Source organism: Variovorax sp. OAS795 (assembly GCF_040546685.1).
In the GTDB taxonomy this organism is placed as follows: domain Bacteria; phylum Pseudomonadota; class Gammaproteobacteria; order Burkholderiales; family Burkholderiaceae_C; genus Variovorax.
In genome coordinates this window covers 4,274,728-4,289,225 of the sequence record NZ_JBEPOH010000001.1, presented here as the reverse complement: position 1 = coordinate 4,289,225, position 14,498 = coordinate 4,274,728, and the positions used below count along the sequence as shown (strand labels likewise).

Annotated in this window: 13 protein-coding genes; 6 read left to right on the top strand and 7 right to left on the bottom strand. The window is 69.3% G+C overall.

Features of this window, described 5'->3' with window-relative positions:
• Positions 1 to 52: 52 nt before the first annotated feature.
• Entirely contained in the window at positions 53 to 1,045 is a 993-nt protein-coding gene (locus ABID97_RS20760) for a Bug family tripartite tricarboxylate transporter substrate binding protein (protein ID WP_354400430.1), read from the bottom strand.
• A 104-nt stretch (positions 1,046 to 1,149) separates the two neighbouring features.
• On the opposite strand from ABID97_RS20760, the gene ABID97_RS20755 reads away from it, so the two are divergent.
• Entirely contained in the window at positions 1,150 to 1,671 is a 522-nt protein-coding gene (locus ABID97_RS20755; protein ID WP_354400429.1) for a MarR family winged helix-turn-helix transcriptional regulator, read from the top strand.
• Positions 1,668 to 2,891 (top strand): DUF418 domain-containing protein, encoded by a 1,224-nt coding sequence (locus ABID97_RS20750; protein ID WP_354400428.1) that lies wholly within the window; start codon positions 1,668 to 1,670, stop codon positions 2,889 to 2,891. The genes ABID97_RS20755 and ABID97_RS20750 overlap by 4 nt, the downstream gene beginning before the upstream one ends.
• Here the strand turns inward: ABID97_RS20750 and ABID97_RS20745 are convergent.
• Genes ABID97_RS20745 through ABID97_RS20735 form a run of 3 tightly spaced genes read right to left on the bottom strand, consistent with a single transcriptional unit; the run spans position 2,867 to position 7,262 of the window.
• On the bottom strand, positions 2,867 to 3,961 hold the full coding sequence (locus ABID97_RS20745) for a mechanosensitive ion channel family protein (protein WP_354400427.1): 1,095 nt from the start codon (positions 3,959 to 3,961) through the stop codon (positions 2,867 to 2,869). The genes ABID97_RS20750 and ABID97_RS20745 overlap by 25 nt on opposite strands.
• Positions 3,958 to 6,201, bottom strand: a complete 2,244-nt coding sequence (locus tag ABID97_RS20740) for an FUSC family protein (protein WP_354400426.1) — start codon at positions 6,199 to 6,201, stop codon at positions 3,958 to 3,960. The genes ABID97_RS20745 and ABID97_RS20740 overlap by 4 nt, the downstream gene beginning before the upstream one ends.
• Positions 6,201 to 7,262: an inositol monophosphatase family protein gene (locus ABID97_RS20735; protein WP_354400425.1), complete on the bottom strand. Its 1,062-nt coding sequence runs from the start codon at positions 7,260 to 7,262 to the stop codon at positions 6,201 to 6,203. Before ABID97_RS20735 ends, ABID97_RS20740 begins: the two co-directional genes overlap by 1 nt.
• 119 nt (positions 7,263 to 7,381) lie before the next feature.
• Between ABID97_RS20735 and ABID97_RS20730 the strand changes: the two genes are divergently transcribed.
• Together ABID97_RS20730 and cysE are read left to right on the top strand one after the other, a co-directional pair.
• A complete protein-coding gene (locus tag ABID97_RS20730) occupies positions 7,382 to 8,131 on the top strand; it encodes an RNA methyltransferase (protein WP_354400424.1) in 750 nt (249 codons plus the stop codon).
• 19 nt (positions 8,132 to 8,150) lie between these two features.
• On the top strand, positions 8,151 to 8,942 hold the full coding sequence (cysE, locus tag ABID97_RS20725) for a serine O-acetyltransferase (protein WP_354401829.1): 792 nt from the start codon (positions 8,151 to 8,153) through the stop codon (positions 8,940 to 8,942).
• A 9-nt stretch (positions 8,943 to 8,951) separates the two neighbouring features.
• On the opposite strand, the gene cadR is transcribed toward cysE, so the two are convergent.
• The gene (gene cadR / locus ABID97_RS20720; protein WP_354400423.1) at positions 8,952 to 9,422 is read right to left on the bottom strand and encodes a Cd(II)/Pb(II)-responsive transcriptional regulator; all 471 of its coding nucleotides are present in this window, start codon (positions 9,420 to 9,422) and stop codon (positions 8,952 to 8,954) included.
• A 69-nt stretch (positions 9,423 to 9,491) separates the two neighbouring features.
• On the opposite strand from cadR, the gene ABID97_RS20715 reads away from it, so the two are divergent.
• Positions 9,492 to 11,765, top strand: a complete 2,274-nt coding sequence (locus ABID97_RS20715) for a heavy metal translocating P-type ATPase (RefSeq protein WP_354400422.1) — start codon at positions 9,492 to 9,494, stop codon at positions 11,763 to 11,765.
• 61 nt (positions 11,766 to 11,826) lie between these two features.
• Positions 11,827 to 13,098 (top strand): cation:proton antiporter, encoded by a 1,272-nt coding sequence (locus ABID97_RS20710; protein ID WP_354400421.1) that lies wholly within the window; start codon positions 11,827 to 11,829, stop codon positions 13,096 to 13,098.
• Between the two features lie 18 nt (positions 13,099 to 13,116).
• Here ABID97_RS20710 and mog read toward each other — a convergent pair whose 3' ends face one another.
• Complete coding sequence (gene mog, locus ABID97_RS20705; RefSeq protein ID WP_354400420.1) at positions 13,117 to 13,707, bottom strand: molybdopterin adenylyltransferase; 591 nt, start codon at positions 13,705 to 13,707, stop codon at positions 13,117 to 13,119.
• Between the two features lie 121 nt (positions 13,708 to 13,828).
• Positions 13,829 to 14,485: a ribosome biogenesis factor YjgA gene (yjgA, locus tag ABID97_RS20700; RefSeq protein ID WP_354400419.1), complete on the bottom strand. Its 657-nt coding sequence runs from the start codon at positions 14,483 to 14,485 to the stop codon at positions 13,829 to 13,831.
• Between the last annotated feature and the right edge of the window lie 13 nt (positions 14,486 to 14,498).

Genomic DNA, 14,498 nt, shown 5'->3' with positions numbered 1-14,498 from the left:
GGTTCCTCCTCGTTGGGTCATTCGTCGATCCATTCCGTCGGCGTCGGTTCTTTCAATCGTTGGCCTGGAAATTCACGGCCTTCATGATGCCCGCCCAGCGCGCCGTGTCCTCGCGCATGGTCTTCAGCAGCCCTTCGCTGTTGTCGCCCACCGGGTACATGCCGTTCTGCAGCAGCTGCTGGCGCACCTCGCGCGTGTTGACGGCGCGGGTGAACTCCGCGCGCAGCTTGTCGACGATGGGCTGCGGCGTCCTGGCGGGCGCGTAATAGGCGAACCAGGCGGTGGCGACCACGTCCTTGAAGCCGCTCTCCGCAAAAGAGGGGAGCTGGGGCATCAGCGGAGAGCGTTTTTCGCCGCTGGTGGCCAGCACCTTCACGCGGCCCGTGGGCAGCATCTGCTGCGCGCCGCCGACGGTGTCGAAGTACACCGGCACCGAGCCGCCCATCACGTCCTGCCGCGCCGGCGTGGAGCCGCGGTAGGGCACGTGCACCATCTTGAGGCCGGCGGCGCGGTTGAGCATCTCGCCCAGAAAGTGCGACGGCGTTCCCGCGCCGTAGGAGGCAAAGCTCAGCCTGTCGCCCTGCGCCTTGGCCCAGGCGATGAATTCGGCCAGCGTGTTGGCCGGCACGTCCTTGTGGACCACCAGCGCCAGCTCGAAGCGCGCCGCGTTGATGATCGGCACGAAGTCCCGGACCGGGTCGTACGAAAGCTGGCGGTAGGCGCTCGGGAACATGGTCATCATGCTGGCGGTGCCCAGGAGCAGCGTGCGGCCGTCGGGCGGCGCCGTCTTGACCGCTTCCACGGCAATGCGGCCGGCCGCGCCCGAGCGGTTGTCCACGATGAGCGGGCCCAGCGTGGCCTGCACCTGCTCGGCAAGGGCGCGCGTCAGCACGTCCTGCGTGCCGCCGGCGGGCACGCCGATCAGCACCCTGATCGGCTGGCCGGGCGTGAAGCCCTGGGCGCGCGCGGGGAGCGCCAGCGGTGCAAGGGCGAGTCCGCCCAGGGCGGCAAGCGCGCGGCGGCGGTCGAAGGTGGAAGCGGTCATGGGCAGGGTCTCCGGGTTCTTGTCGGGCGAGCGTTCGGGCCCGAACGACTTTAGAGACGCTACAGTCGATTGATCTAATCAACCATCCCCCGGACTAACCCCCAATGCCCGCGCCGCGCCGCCCGCTGGACGACCTGCTGCTGTACCGGCTCTCTCGGCTGGTCGGGGTCGCGGGCGGCATGGTGATCCGGCTGTGCGAGGGCCGCTTCGGCATCACGCGGCGCGAATGGCGGCTGATCGCGGTGCTGGCGAGCCGGGGTGAACTGGGTTCGTCCCAGCTCGCCGAGCATGCCCAGCTGGACCGCGCCCGCACCTCGAAGGCAGTGGGCTCTCTGGTCCAGAAGCAACTGGTCTCGCGCGTGGCCCGTTCGGGCGACCGGCGGCAGGTCTTGCTGGGGCTCACCGAAGCGGGGCAGGCGCTCTACGACGAGCTTTTTCCGCTGGTCACCGGAATCAACGCCGAGCTGATGGGCGCGCTGGGCAAGGAAGACGCGGCGCGCCTGGACGAATCGCTGCACAGGCTGCAAGAGCGCGCCGAGCGCATGGTGCAGCAGGCCGTGTTGCCCAAGGCGGACCGCGGCCGGCGCGGCTCGGCACCCGCCGCGAAACCGGGCAGGGCCGCATGACGGCGCCGGACAGCGCACCGGACGACCGCCAGCACATGGTCGATGCGCTGCGCGGCTTCGCGCTGCTGGGCATCCTGGTGGTCAACATCGCGAGCTTCGCCTCCAGCTACTACGCACAGGGCGTTCCCGATCCCCTGGGCCTGTCGCTGGCCGACCGCATCGCCTCGTTCGTGCGGGCCTTTGCGTTCGAGACCAAGTTCTACCTGCTGTTCTCGTTTCTCTTCGGCTACAGCTTCACGCTGCAGATGCGCGCCGCGGAGCGCGACGGCAAGCCCTTCGTGCCGCGCATGGCACGGCGGCTCCTGGGGCTGTGGGTCCTTGGCGTGGCGCATGCGGTGCTGCTCTACTACGGCGACATCCTGATGGCCTATGCGGTGCTGGGCGCCGTGCTGCTGATGCTCCGGCGGCGCGGCGATGTGTTGCTGGCGTGTGCGGCCATCGGGCTGGTGCTGCTCACTTCGCTGGCGTGGGCCGCCATCGGCCGCATGTACACGCAAATGGACATGCAGATGGGAGTCCAGGCGGCCTATGGCCTCGCCACCGCCGCAGAGGCGGCCTACCGCGACTCGCCCGCCGCAGTGGTCGTGCAGCATCTGCGCGACCTCTCGCAGACCTGGTGGGTCACGGTGCTGGTGCAGGCGCCAGAGGCGCTGGCCATGTTTTTCCTGGGCTTCATCGCCGGCAGGCGCGGGCTTCTTGCGCACGTCGAGGCGCATCGCAGCGCGTTGTGGCGCGTGTGGTGGTGGGGCCTGGCCGTCGGCCTGCCCGGTGCGCTGGCCTATGGACTTCCGGCGCTGCGCCTGAACGAAGACGTGCGGGAGCTGCACGACCTGGCGATCACGCTGCTGACGGGGCCGTTCCTGACGGCCGCCTATGCGGCCGGCATGCTGCTGCTGTTCCAGACCGGGCGCGGCCGCATGCTGGCGCGGGTGCTCGCACCGGCGGGGCGCATGGCGCTGACCAACTACCTGCTGCAATCGCTGGCGTGCGCGTGGATCTTCCTGGCCTACGGATTGCGCTGGATCGGAACCATCGGGCCGCTGGCCACTTTCGGTGTCGCGCTCGCGGTCTTCGCGGGCAACCTGCTGCTGAGCGCGTGGTGGATGGGCCGCTTCGCCTACGGGCCGGTGGAATGGTTGCTGCGGGCGTTCACCTACCTGCGGCTGCCACCGATGCGGCGCGGCGGCCTCGAGGCTCAGCGCGGCGGCGCGGAATCCTGAGCGGCCGGCAGGTCCAGGCGCGCGGCCTGCAACGCGTCGCCCTCGATGCGCATCTTCGGCAGGAACTGCGGATAGTCCCTCTGCATGAAGTCGATGAGCCCTTCGCGCACCTTGCAGCGCAGGTCGAAGGCAAGGCTCGAATTGCCGGCGGTGCACAGCACGCGAATCTGCATGCTGCGCTCGGTGGCGTCGGTCACCTGCAGGTTGAAGAAGCGGCGGTCCCACTCCGGCGCGGCCTTCACGATGCGTTCGACCTCCGCGCGCAGCGGCGCCACCGGCATGCCGTAGTCGACGTAGACGAACACGGCGCCCAGCAGCTGCGACGACTGGCGGGTCCAGTTCTGGAACGGCTTCTCGATGAAATACGAGAGCGGCAAAATCAGCCGCCGGTCGTCCCAGATCTTCACCACCACGAAGGTGCCGGTGATCTCCTCGACGCGGCCCCATTCGCCTTCGACCACCAGCACGTCGTCCATGCGGATGGGCTGGGCCAGCGCGATCTGCAGGCCGGCAATCAGGTTGCTGAACACCGGCTTGGCCGCCAGGCCCGCCACGATGCCGATCACGCCCGCGGAAGCCAGCAAGCTGGCGCCGACCTGGCGCGCACCCGGAAAGGTCATGAGCATCATCGCGCCGCCGGCCACCAGCACCATCGTCATGGCGGTGCGCGCCAGCACGCGCGTCTGCGTGAGCACGCGGCGCGCATGCAGGTTGTCCTCGACGTCGTGCGGGTGCTGCGCCAGCACGCCGTCGGCAAAGCCGTTGATCGCCTTGACCAGCAGCCATGTGGTGGCGCCGATCAGCAGCAGGCCGTTGAAGTGCCGCACGCTGCCGATGAAACGCAGGTTGTCCGGCGCGGCCTGGAACACCAGCAGCAGCGCGACCAGCGGCAGCACCAGCCGCGCGACCGCCTTGCAGTTGGCCACCATCGCGTGAAGCGCCGGGGTCGGTCTCGTGACCCGCATCAGCACGAGGCCGCCGACGCGGTGGATCAGGAGAGCAAGGGGAATGCCGACAAAGGCAGCGAGCCAGGTGCCGAACCAGGGGTGGGCAAGAATCTCTTCGGTCATCGGGCGATGGCGGTCGCGGTGGTCTGTGTCTCTTCCAGGGGTTGAAGGATGCGCGCCGCGTCGTCGCGCAGCTGCGTGGCCAGTGCAGTGGCCAGGTCGAGCCGGCGCAGCAGCCAGGGGCTGATGTCGTTCTCGAACGGGTCGGGCAGGGGGATCGGGCCGCCCACCGTGGTGGAACCGGGGCTTTCGGGCAGCGAGGGCCCGCTGGTCGGCGCGGTGCCGATGGCGGTCTCGATGCGCTGCGCCGTGCGCTCCAGCGGGCCCTCGATGTCGGCCGGCGTGAGGCGGTCGCGCCGCAGCACCAGCATCGACTTGACCGCGCTCAGCTGCGCCAGCAACTGGTAGCTGTGGGCCTGCAGGTGCTCGAGCGGTTCGAGTGGCGGCTGCACCGCGCGCGGCTCGGAGAGCGAACGCTGTGTGGCCTGCACCAGTGCCGAGAGGCTGTCGAAGGCCTCGCGGCGCGCGAGACGCCATTCGAGCTCGGGGCTGCTGTCGACGGCCTTCAGTTGGCCGAGGCCCAGCGCCAGGCGCGCATGCCGTGCCTGCGCCGTGAGCGTGCGCGCCACCAGCGCCGGAATCTGCCCGCGCTCCCATGAGGGCAGCACATAGCAGAAGCCCCAGGCCAGCGCGGCGCCGATCAGCGTGTCTGCAATGCGTTCGAACAGCGCGAAGAGGGGCGCGGCGCCGGTGTTGAGCATGTGGGCCTGCACCAGGCCCAGCACGGTGGCCGCCACGGCCGTGATGAGGTAGCGCCGCACCGCGAAGCTGTGGGCAATGGCTTGCGAGATCGTGACGATGGCCAGCAGCATCAGCGGCGAAGGATGCGCGGAGAGCAACGCCACCGCGAGCACGCTGCCCAGCAGGGTGCCGGCCACGCGGCTGTTGCGCCGCTCCAGCGTTTGGGAGAGGCTCCCGCGCAGCACCACCACGATGGTCAGCAGGATCCAGTAGTCGTGCGAACCCCATGGCAGCGACACCGCGATGGCGTAGCCCGCGGCAATGGCCAGCGCAGCGCGGATGGCATGGCGCAGCGGCGGCGCGTCCCAGCGCCACAGCGTGAGAAATGGCATGAGCGACCAGTCGGTGGGGCTCACGAACATCTGCCAATTGGCGCGCACCACGGCCAGGTTGGGCTCGGCGTCGCCGCGCGCCATGGCCGACAGGCGCAGCACTTCGTCGTTGATGTGGCCGATGCGGCTCGCCAGGCCGCGTGCGAGCATGGCGGCATTCGGGCCGGGCATGCCATGGTTCGCACCGCCGTCCTCGCCCGAAAGATGGATCGACGCGAGCCGAGGCCGCCGGTCGGCCACCGCTTCGGGCTGGCGGCCCCACAGCAGGGCGTCGCCCAGCGCGGTGGTTTCGTCGGCAAGCTCTTCCAGCACGCGGCGCATTTCGATCAGCGCCTCGGCATGCGCGGGATGGCTCTTGAGCGCATCGAGGTCGAGCTCGCTCGCCAGCAGCTGGTCGCGCATCTCCAGCACGATGACCAGCATGGCCGCCAGCCGCTGGCGGCGCGGCGTGCGCGGCGACTCCAGCACGATGTCGCGCGTGGCCTGCAGCTGGTCGGCCAGCGCGGCTTGCTCGCGCAGCAACTGGCCGAGCACAGGGGCGGGCGTTTCGCGGATGTCGCGGGTGTCGTCGCGCGGGGTGAACTGACAGGCCTCGGTGCGCATCAACGCGGCCAGCGAATACAGCACGTCCGAGACCGACTGCACGCGGAAGCGCGTGTTGAGCGCGTGGTTGGCCAGCGTGGCCCAGATCACGTAGAGCCCGGCGCCCAGGCCGAAGTGCCAGGTGCGCTCGAGCGCCTCGGCCATGCCGGTGGGCGCCGGCGTGGCCATGGAGAAGATCATCGAGAACATCACCGCGATGGCAATGGGGATGCCGCGCTTGCCCCACGCCATGGCCAGGAAGGCGACGAAGGTGGCGGGCACCAGCACCAGCCCGAGGCGGATGGGCGCGGTGTGCAGCAGTTGCACCAGGAAGAAGAGCGGCAGGCCGATCAGCGGTGCCGGCAGCATCTGGAAGAACTTGCCGCGGCGCGGGCCGGGCAGGTCGGGCGGTGCCGTGACGATCACGCCCACCGCGGCCGAGGCCGCCGCGATGGCGCCGAGCCAAAGGTGCGCGCCGGCCGAGATGACCAGCAGGCCGAGCGCGACCGTGAGCCCGCTCGCGACGTACTGGCTCAGCGCGATGCGCAGCGCCGCACGGATCCGGAGGGCGGCGCGTGGCCCCTGCATCACTTGGCGGAAATGTCGCCTTCGGAAGGGCTGCCGTCGGCAGGCGTATCGCGGCGAACGCGCGTGAGCTTGCGCGACACCGGCGCCGCGGGCGCGGCGGCCGGTGCGGGTGCCTCGCCGTCGAGCGGCGCGGCCGCGAGGTCGGGAACGGTGCTGCGGGCGTACAGGTCGACCGATTCGTCGGCGCCGGGGCGTGCGGCGGCCGACACGGCGCGCACGCGGTCGCTGGCGCGCATCTTGTCGTCGATGCCGGCAAACTTCGAGTACTTGGCGAGCAGCGGCACCATCTGGCCGTAGATGCGCGGCGCACCGGCCAGGCATTCGCGCTGCTCGAGAAAGTCGGGCTCGCCGGTGAAGTTGCCGATCAGGCCGCCGGCCTCGGTCACCAGCAGCGAACCCGCGGCCACGTCCCACGGATTGAGGCCGGTCTCGAAGAAGGCGTCGGTGAAGCCGGCCGCCACGTAGGCCAGGTCGAGCGCGGCCGCGCCGGGGCGGCGCAGGCCCGCCATGCGGGGCATCATGTCCGCCATGATGGCCAGGTACTGCTTGAAGTTGTCGCCGCTGCGGAACGGAAAGCCGGTGGACACCAGGCATTCGCTGAGCCGGGTGCGCTTGGACACGCGGATGCGGCGCTCGTTCATGTAGGCGCCGCGGCCCTTGGTGGCGGTGAACAGGTCGTTGCGGCTCGGGTCGTAGATGACCGCCTGCTCGATCTTGCCGCGCACCGACAGCGCGATCGACACGCAGTACACCGGAAAGCCGTGGATGAAGTTGGTGGTGCCGTCGAGCGGATCGATGATCCAGACGTAGTCGGAATCCTTGGCCCCATGCTGGGTGCCCGATTCCTCGGCCAGGATGCCGTGCCCCGGATACGCGCCAAGCAGCGTTTCGATGATGACCTGCTCGCTGGCGTGATCGACTTCGGTGACGAAGTCGTTGACCTGCTTTTGCGAGATGCGCACGGCCTCGACGTCGAGGGCGGCGCGGTTGATGATCGCGCCGGCGGCGCGTGCGGCCTTGACGGCCACATTGAGCATGGGATGCAGGTTGGGGGACGACATTGGATTGTGAGAAGAACGGCGGAAGGAGCGGCTGTCGCCCCGATGAGCGGCCCGGCGATGCGGGCGGCGAGAATCGGGCATTTTACCGGCTCCGCCCGTTTCGTGCCGCCAAACCTTCCATGCGCACCCGTTTTATCCTGATCCAGACCAGCCATGCCGGCAATGTGGGCGCCGCCGCCCGCGCCATGAAGACCATGGGTTTCGACGACCTGGTGCTGGTGGCGCCACGCTGGGCCAACGTGCTGCGGCGGGAAGAAACCATCCAGCGCGCGAGCGGCGCGCTCGACGTCCTGAACAACGCCCGCATCGTCGAGACGCTGGACGAGGCGCTCGACGGCATCACCCACCTGTGCGCCACCGCCATGGTGCCGCGTGACTTCGGACCGCCCACCCGCACCCCGCGCGAGCACCTGGAGCCGCTGGCCAGGCAGGACGGCCAGCACGTGGCATTCCTGTTCGGCTCCGAGCGCTTCGGCATGCGCAACGAGGACGTCTACCGCTGCAACGTGGCGCTCAGCATCCCCACCGATCCGAACTTCGGCTCCCTGAACCTCGGCGCCGCGATCCAGGTGGTTGCCTATGAATGGCGCCTGGCCCTGGGCGGCTACGCGGTGCGCGATGCCACGGCGCCGGTGCAGGCGGCCGATGCGAAGGCCGTGGCCGGCATGCTCGATCACTGGGAACGCGCGCTGGTGGAGATCGGTTTCCTCGACCCCAAGGCACCCAAGAAGCTGATGCCGCGGCTGCAGCAGTTGTTCAACCGCGCCCAGCCCACGCCGGAGGAGATCCACATCCTCCGGGGCATCGCCAAGGCCATGTCGGACGCGGCTAAAACCCCAACGAACGTACGCGAAGACCCCGCGCCTTAGACTGCCCGGCCGTATCGATATAACGACAACAAAGGCAGCGATGTTTTCTCGAATCCGCGCCGACATCCGGTGCATCCTCGAACGCGACCCGGCCGCCCGCAGCGCCTGGGAAGTGATCACGGTCTATCCCGGCTTCCATGCCGTGGTGCTGCACCGCTGGGCGCATGCGTGTTGGACGCACGGATTCAAGTGGCCGGCACGCGCCATCGCACACTGGGCGCGCTGGCTCACGGGCATCGAGATTCATCCCGCGGCCAAGCTCGGCGAGCGGGTGTTCTTCGACCATGCCATGGGCGTGGTGGTGGGCGAGACGGCCGAGATCGGGGACGGCTGCACCATCTACCAGGGCGTGACGCTGGGCGGCACGTCGCTCTACAAGGGCACCAAGCGGCATCCCACGCTGGGCCGCAATGTGGTGGTGAGCGCGGGCGCCAAGGTGCTGGGCGGCTTCCTCGTCGGCGATGGCGCCAAGATCGGCAGCAACGCGGTGGTCATCAAGCCGGTGCCGGCAGGGGCCACGGCGGTGGGCATCCCCGCACGCATCATCCCGTCGAAGGCCGGCGAGAGCGCCGACGTGGCCACGCCGCAGAAGTTTTCCGCCTACGGCATCACGCACGACGACGACCCGCTGAGCCAGGCGATGCGCGGCCTCGTCGACAGTGCCGCGAGCCAGGAACACCAGATTGCGCTGCTGTGGCAGGCCATCGAGAAGCTGTCCGCGCAACCCGGCGTGAAGGACTGCGTGCCGTGCGACGCGGCGCGTGACGAGAGCTTCGAGGCGGAGAAGCTGACGCAGCTGATCGGCAAGTAGCCGCGAGCTTCAGGTCGATCGTTTCGAGGCCGTGTGCAGCGAGCCATGCACATGGCCCGCGTGCTGCCCGAAGGGTTCGGTCGCAGGCGCGGCGGTGTCCAGCTCTTGCAGGATGCCGCAGTTCTGCGCCGACTCGGGGCCGCAGCACTGCTGGCGCAGCGCCTTCAGCTGCTTCTCCAGCGTCCTGAGTTCGGCAATGCGCGCGGCCACGTGGCCGATGTGGTCGTCCAGCAGCTGGTTGACTTCGCCGCAGTCTTCGCCCGGTGCATCGCGGAAACGCAGCAGGCTGCGGATCTCGTCGAGCGTCATGTCCAGCGAACGGCAGCGGCGGATGAAGCCCAGCCGCTGCGCATGCTCGTCGTCGTAGATGCGGTAGTTGCCGTCGGTGCGCGCCGGTTCGGGCAGGAGTTGCTCGCGCTCGTAGTAACGGATGGTTTCCACCGGGGTGTTCGCGGCCTTGGCCAGTTCTCCGATTTTCATGATGCGGCAAGAAGCGGGGAGGGATATGGCGTTTGACTCTACACCTGCTTCAGGGTTTCCAATGGCTGCATGAACAACGAGAACGCTCTGGAACCCGGGCTGCCGCACGCACATGGCCACCCGCACGCGCCCGCGGAAACCGCCTGCTGCAACAACTCCGTGTGCGGCGGCGCGGCGCTCGCGCCCGTCGATACGGCTGACATTCCGAAGGGGGCCCTGCTGTTCCGCATTCCCACCATGGACTGCGCGGTCGAAGAATCCGAGATCCGCCGCGCGCTGGAGCCGGTGCGCGGCATCAGCGGGCTGCGCTTCCGGCTCGGCGAACGCACGATGGCGATCACGGCCGACGGCGCGGCATTGCCCGATGCGCTCGAAGCCATCCGCAAGGCCGGCTTCAAGCCCGAGCCGCTGGATGCCGTGGCCGCTGCGTCGCCCGGCAGCGCCCGCACCGTGGGCTTCGTGACACCCGAACTGGCGCGGCTGGCCGGCGCACTGCTGCTGGCGATCGCGGCCGAGACAATTTCCTTTCTCGCGCCGGAGGGCATGGCGTTCACGGCGGTGGAGATGGGCCTGGCGCTCGCGGCCATCGCGCTCGCCGGGCTCGACACCTACAAGAAGGGCTTCGGCGCATTGGTCCGCGGCCGCCTGAACATCAACGCCCTGATGGCCGTGGCCGTGACCGGCGCCTTCGTCATCGGCCAATGGCCCGAGGCCGCGATGGTGATGGCGCTCTATGCGATAGCGGAAATGATCGAGGCGCGCGCCGTCGATCGCGCCCGCAATGCCATCCAGGGCCTGCTGGCGCTGGCCCCCGAGCAGGCCGAAGTCCGGCAGCCCGACGGCCGCTGGCGCACGGTGAAGGCCGACGCGGTGGCACTCGATGCTCTCGTGCGCATCCGGCCCGGCGAGCGCGTGCCGCTCGATGGCATCGTGACGGAGGGCGCAAGCGCCATCGACCAGGCCCCCGTCACCGGGGAGAGCATTCCGGTCGACAAGTCGGTGGGCGACGCGGTGTTCGCGGGCACCATCAACCAGACCGCCGCGCTCGAATTCCGCGTCACGGCCGTGGCGGCGAACACCACGCTCGCGCGCATCATCCATGCGGTCGAGGAAGCACAGGGCTCGCGCGCGCCCACGCAGCGCTTCGTGGACCGCTTCGCGGCCGTCTACACGCCCGCGGTCTTCGTGCTGGCGGTGGCGGTGGCGGTGCTCGCGCCATGGCTCATGGGCTGGACCTGGATCGACGCGGCCTACAAGGCGCTGGTGCTGCTGGTCATCGCCTGCCCCTGCGCGCTCGTGATCTCGACGCCCGTGACCGTGGTGAGCGCATTGGCCTCGGCTGCGCGACGCGGCATCCTGATCAAGGGCGGCACCTACCTCGAGGAGGCGCGCAAGCTCAAGGCGCTGGCGCTCGACAAGACCGGCACCCTCACCGAGGGCAAGCCGAAGCTGGTCGAAGCTAGGCTGCTCGACACCGCGGCGGGCGAGGGCGAAATCTTCGCCATTGCCGCGAGCATCGCGGGCCGTTCCGACCACCCGGTGTCGAAAGCCATTGCCCTGGGCCTGAAGCGCGAGCCGCGGCCGGTCGGCGACTTCACGGCGCTGCCGGGGCGCGGCGTGCAGGCCACGCACGAAGGCCGCAGCTACGTGCTGGGCAATCATCGGTTGATCGAAGAGCGCCAGCTCTGCAGCCCGGCGCTCGAAGCCGAGCTGAAGCGGCATGAGGAAGCAGGGCGCACCGTCACCTTGCTGGCCTCCGGCCATGCGGTGCTGGCGCTGTTCGCAGTGGCCGACACCATCAAGCCTTCTTCGCGCGCCGCGATGGCCGAACTGCGCGCACTGGGCGTCACACCCGTGATGCTCACGGGCGACAACACCGCCACCGCCAGGGCGATCGGCAGTCTCGCGGGCATCGACGACGTGCGCGGCAACCTGCTGCCCGAGCAGAAGCTCGGTGCGATCAAGGCGCTGCAGCAGCGCTACGGCATGGCGGGCATGACCGGCGACGGCATCAACGACGCACCCGCGCTGGCGCAGGCCGACATCGGATTTGCCATGGGCGGCGCCGGCACCGACACCGCCATGGAAGCGGCCGACGTGGTCATCATGAACGACGACCTGCGGCGCATTGCCGAGACCATTCGCCTCTCGCGCCGCGCACACGCGGTGCTGTGGCAGAACATCATGCTGGCGCTCGGCATCAAGGCGGTGTTCTTCGTGCTGGCCGTCTTCGGCAGCGCCACCATGTGGATGGCCGTGTTCGCCGACATGGGCGCGAGCCTGCTGGTGGTGGCCAATGGGCTGCGGTTGATGCGCGTGCCTGGTCGCGGCGAAAGCGACTGACGCGGCACGCGGACTAACATCGGAGGCTTCGCCTTCCACGCCGCCTCCGGGGCTTTTCTTCATGTCCGCCACTTCCCTGCTGCTGCAACTCATCGTCATCCTGAGCACCGCGCGCGTCTGCGGCTGGGTGCTGCGCCACGTCGGCCAGCCCGGCGTGGTGGGCGAAATGGCCGCTGGCCTGATGCTCGGGCCGGTGGTGATGGGCGCGCTGTTCCCGTCCCTGCACGCGCAGCTGTTCTCCAGGAGCCACCTGGAAGGGCTGTCTTCCCTCTCGACCGTGGGCCTGGTGCTTTTCATGTTCGTGGTGGGGCTGGAACTGCGCTCCACGCAGGGCGTGCGCGCGCAACTGAAGGCCGCGGGCTACGTCGGCGCGCTCAGCGTCATCGTGCCGATGGCACTGGGCATCGCGATCTCGCCGGCGTTGCATCCGGCCCTGGCACCCGCGGGCGTGGGCTTCTGGCCCTTTGCGCTGTTCATGGCCGCGGCGCTGTCGATCACGGCATTTCCGGTCATGGCGCGCATCCTCAAGGACCGCGGGCTCACCCGCACGCCCTTCGGCCAGCTGTCGCTCGGGGCCGCCGCGGTGGTCGACGTGTTCGCCTGGATCCTGCTGGCGCTGGTGGTGGCGATGGTGGGTGCCGGCGAGGGCTACGTGGGCTTTCTCAAGACCACGGCCGGCGTGGCCGTGCTGCTGGCCGTGCTGTTCTTCGGCCTGAAGCCCGCGTTTGCATGGCTGCTGCGCACCCGCGCGCCCGACGGCGAACCCTCGACCACCGTGATGGCCTCGCTCATGATCGGCCTGCTGGCCTGCGCCATGGCGACCGAATGGCTGCATCTGCATGCGGTGTTCGGCGCCTTCCTGTTCGGTGCCTGCCTGCCGCGCGACGACCGCCTGCTGAGCTCGCTCACGCAGCGCATCGAGCCGATCTCCATCGTCGTGCTGATGCCGCTGTTCTTTGCGCTCGCGGGGCTCGGTACCACCAGCAGCGCCTTCTCGGGCGCGAGCATCGGCGCCATGCTGCTGATCGTCGCGGTGGCCGCCATCGGCAAGCTGGCCGGCGGCGCCATCGGCGCGCGCATGGCGGGCTACGGCTGGCGCGACAGCCTGGCCACCGGTTCGCTGATGAACGCGCGCGGGCTGATGGAGCTCATCGTGATGAAGATCGGACTGGACGCCGGGCTGATCGGACCGGAGCTCTTCACCATGCTGCTGGTGATGGCGCTCGTCACCACCGCGATGACGGGGCCCCTCATCAACCTGGTGATGGGGCGTGCAAAGGCCTCGCCTGCGGCGCAGCCCGAATCCGAAGTGCAGGTGCGCGCCAAGCCGTAGCGGCCGCGGCGCCGCCGGCTAGCGCGGCGGGCGGATGGCCGTCTTCGGCCGGAAGGCCTTGCACACCGTGTCGTCCGTCTCCAGGTACGGCCCGCCGATCAGGTCGATGCAGTACGGCACGGCCGCAAAGATGCCGGGCACCACCTGCTTGCCGTCGCCGTCCTTCAGCCCCTCGAGCGTTTCCGCGATCGACTTCGGCTGCCCCGGCAGGTTGATGATCAGGCTCTTGCCGCGGATCACCGCCACCTGGCGCGAGAGGATGGCGGTGGGCACGAAGCGCAGGCTGATCTGGCGCATCTGCTCGCCGAAGCCGGGCATTTCCTTGTGCGCCACGGCCAGCGTGGCTTCGGGCGTCACGTCGCGCAGGGCCGGACCGGTGCCGCCCGTGGTCAGCACCAGCGAGCAGCCGGCATCCACCAGCTCGATCAGCGTGGCGCTGATGAGGGCGGTCTCGTCGGGAATCAGCCGCGCTTGGAAATCGATCGGGTTCTTCAGCGCGCGGCCGAGCCATTCCTGGAGCGAAGGCAGGCCCTTGTCTTCATAGGTGCCGCTGGAGGCGCGGTCGCTGATGGAGACGATGCCGATGCGGATGGCGTCAGGTGCGTTCATGGTGTTGCTCCTTCCCCCTTTGGGGGAAGGTTGGGATGGGGGCAGCCAGAGCGCCCAATGCATGCGCCGCTTGCCCCCACCCCGACCCTCCCCCGGGAAGGGAGGGAGAAAGACAGGTCTTTCATGCGTCGTCTTCCCGGTCCTGCTCGGCCGCCGCCGAGGCGTGGTCGGCACCGCCGTGCACGGCCAGCTGCGCGCGCACCAGCTGGAAGATCTCGCGGTATGCCTTGCCCTGGCGCGGCGCTTCGCCGGCGGGGCCGGACTTCATGTCCTTGCGGGCCTGGCGCACCAGGGCGCGCAGCTGCTGCGAATCGGTGGCGGGATGGGTTTCGATCCAGCCGCCCAGCGCGTCGTCGTCGGCAATCAGCCGGTCGCGCCAGCGTTCGGCCTCGTGCAGCGCGGCGGTCTCGGCCGCGGGCACGCTGCCCTGCTCGGCCAGCGCCTGCTTCACGGCCTCCAGCGCCTCGGGCTCCAGCTTGCGCATCAGCTTGCCGATGAACTGCATCTGGCGGCGCTTGCCTTCGAAATTGGTGATGCGCTTGGCCTCGGCCACCGCGTCGACCAGCTTTTCGTCCAGCGCGAGCGCATCGAACAGGCCGGCACGCAGGCCGAGCAGTTCGGTGCCGAGCTTTTGCAGTTCGTCGCTTTCGCGCTTGAGTTCGGTGCGGCTGGCTTCGTCGGTGCCCTTGAGCTCGCGCTTGAGCTCCAGGTCGAGTTCGCTGCCTTCGGCGACGAACTGGCCACGGACGAAATAGCCTTTTTTGGGTTTGCGGGACATGGGATGGATTCTG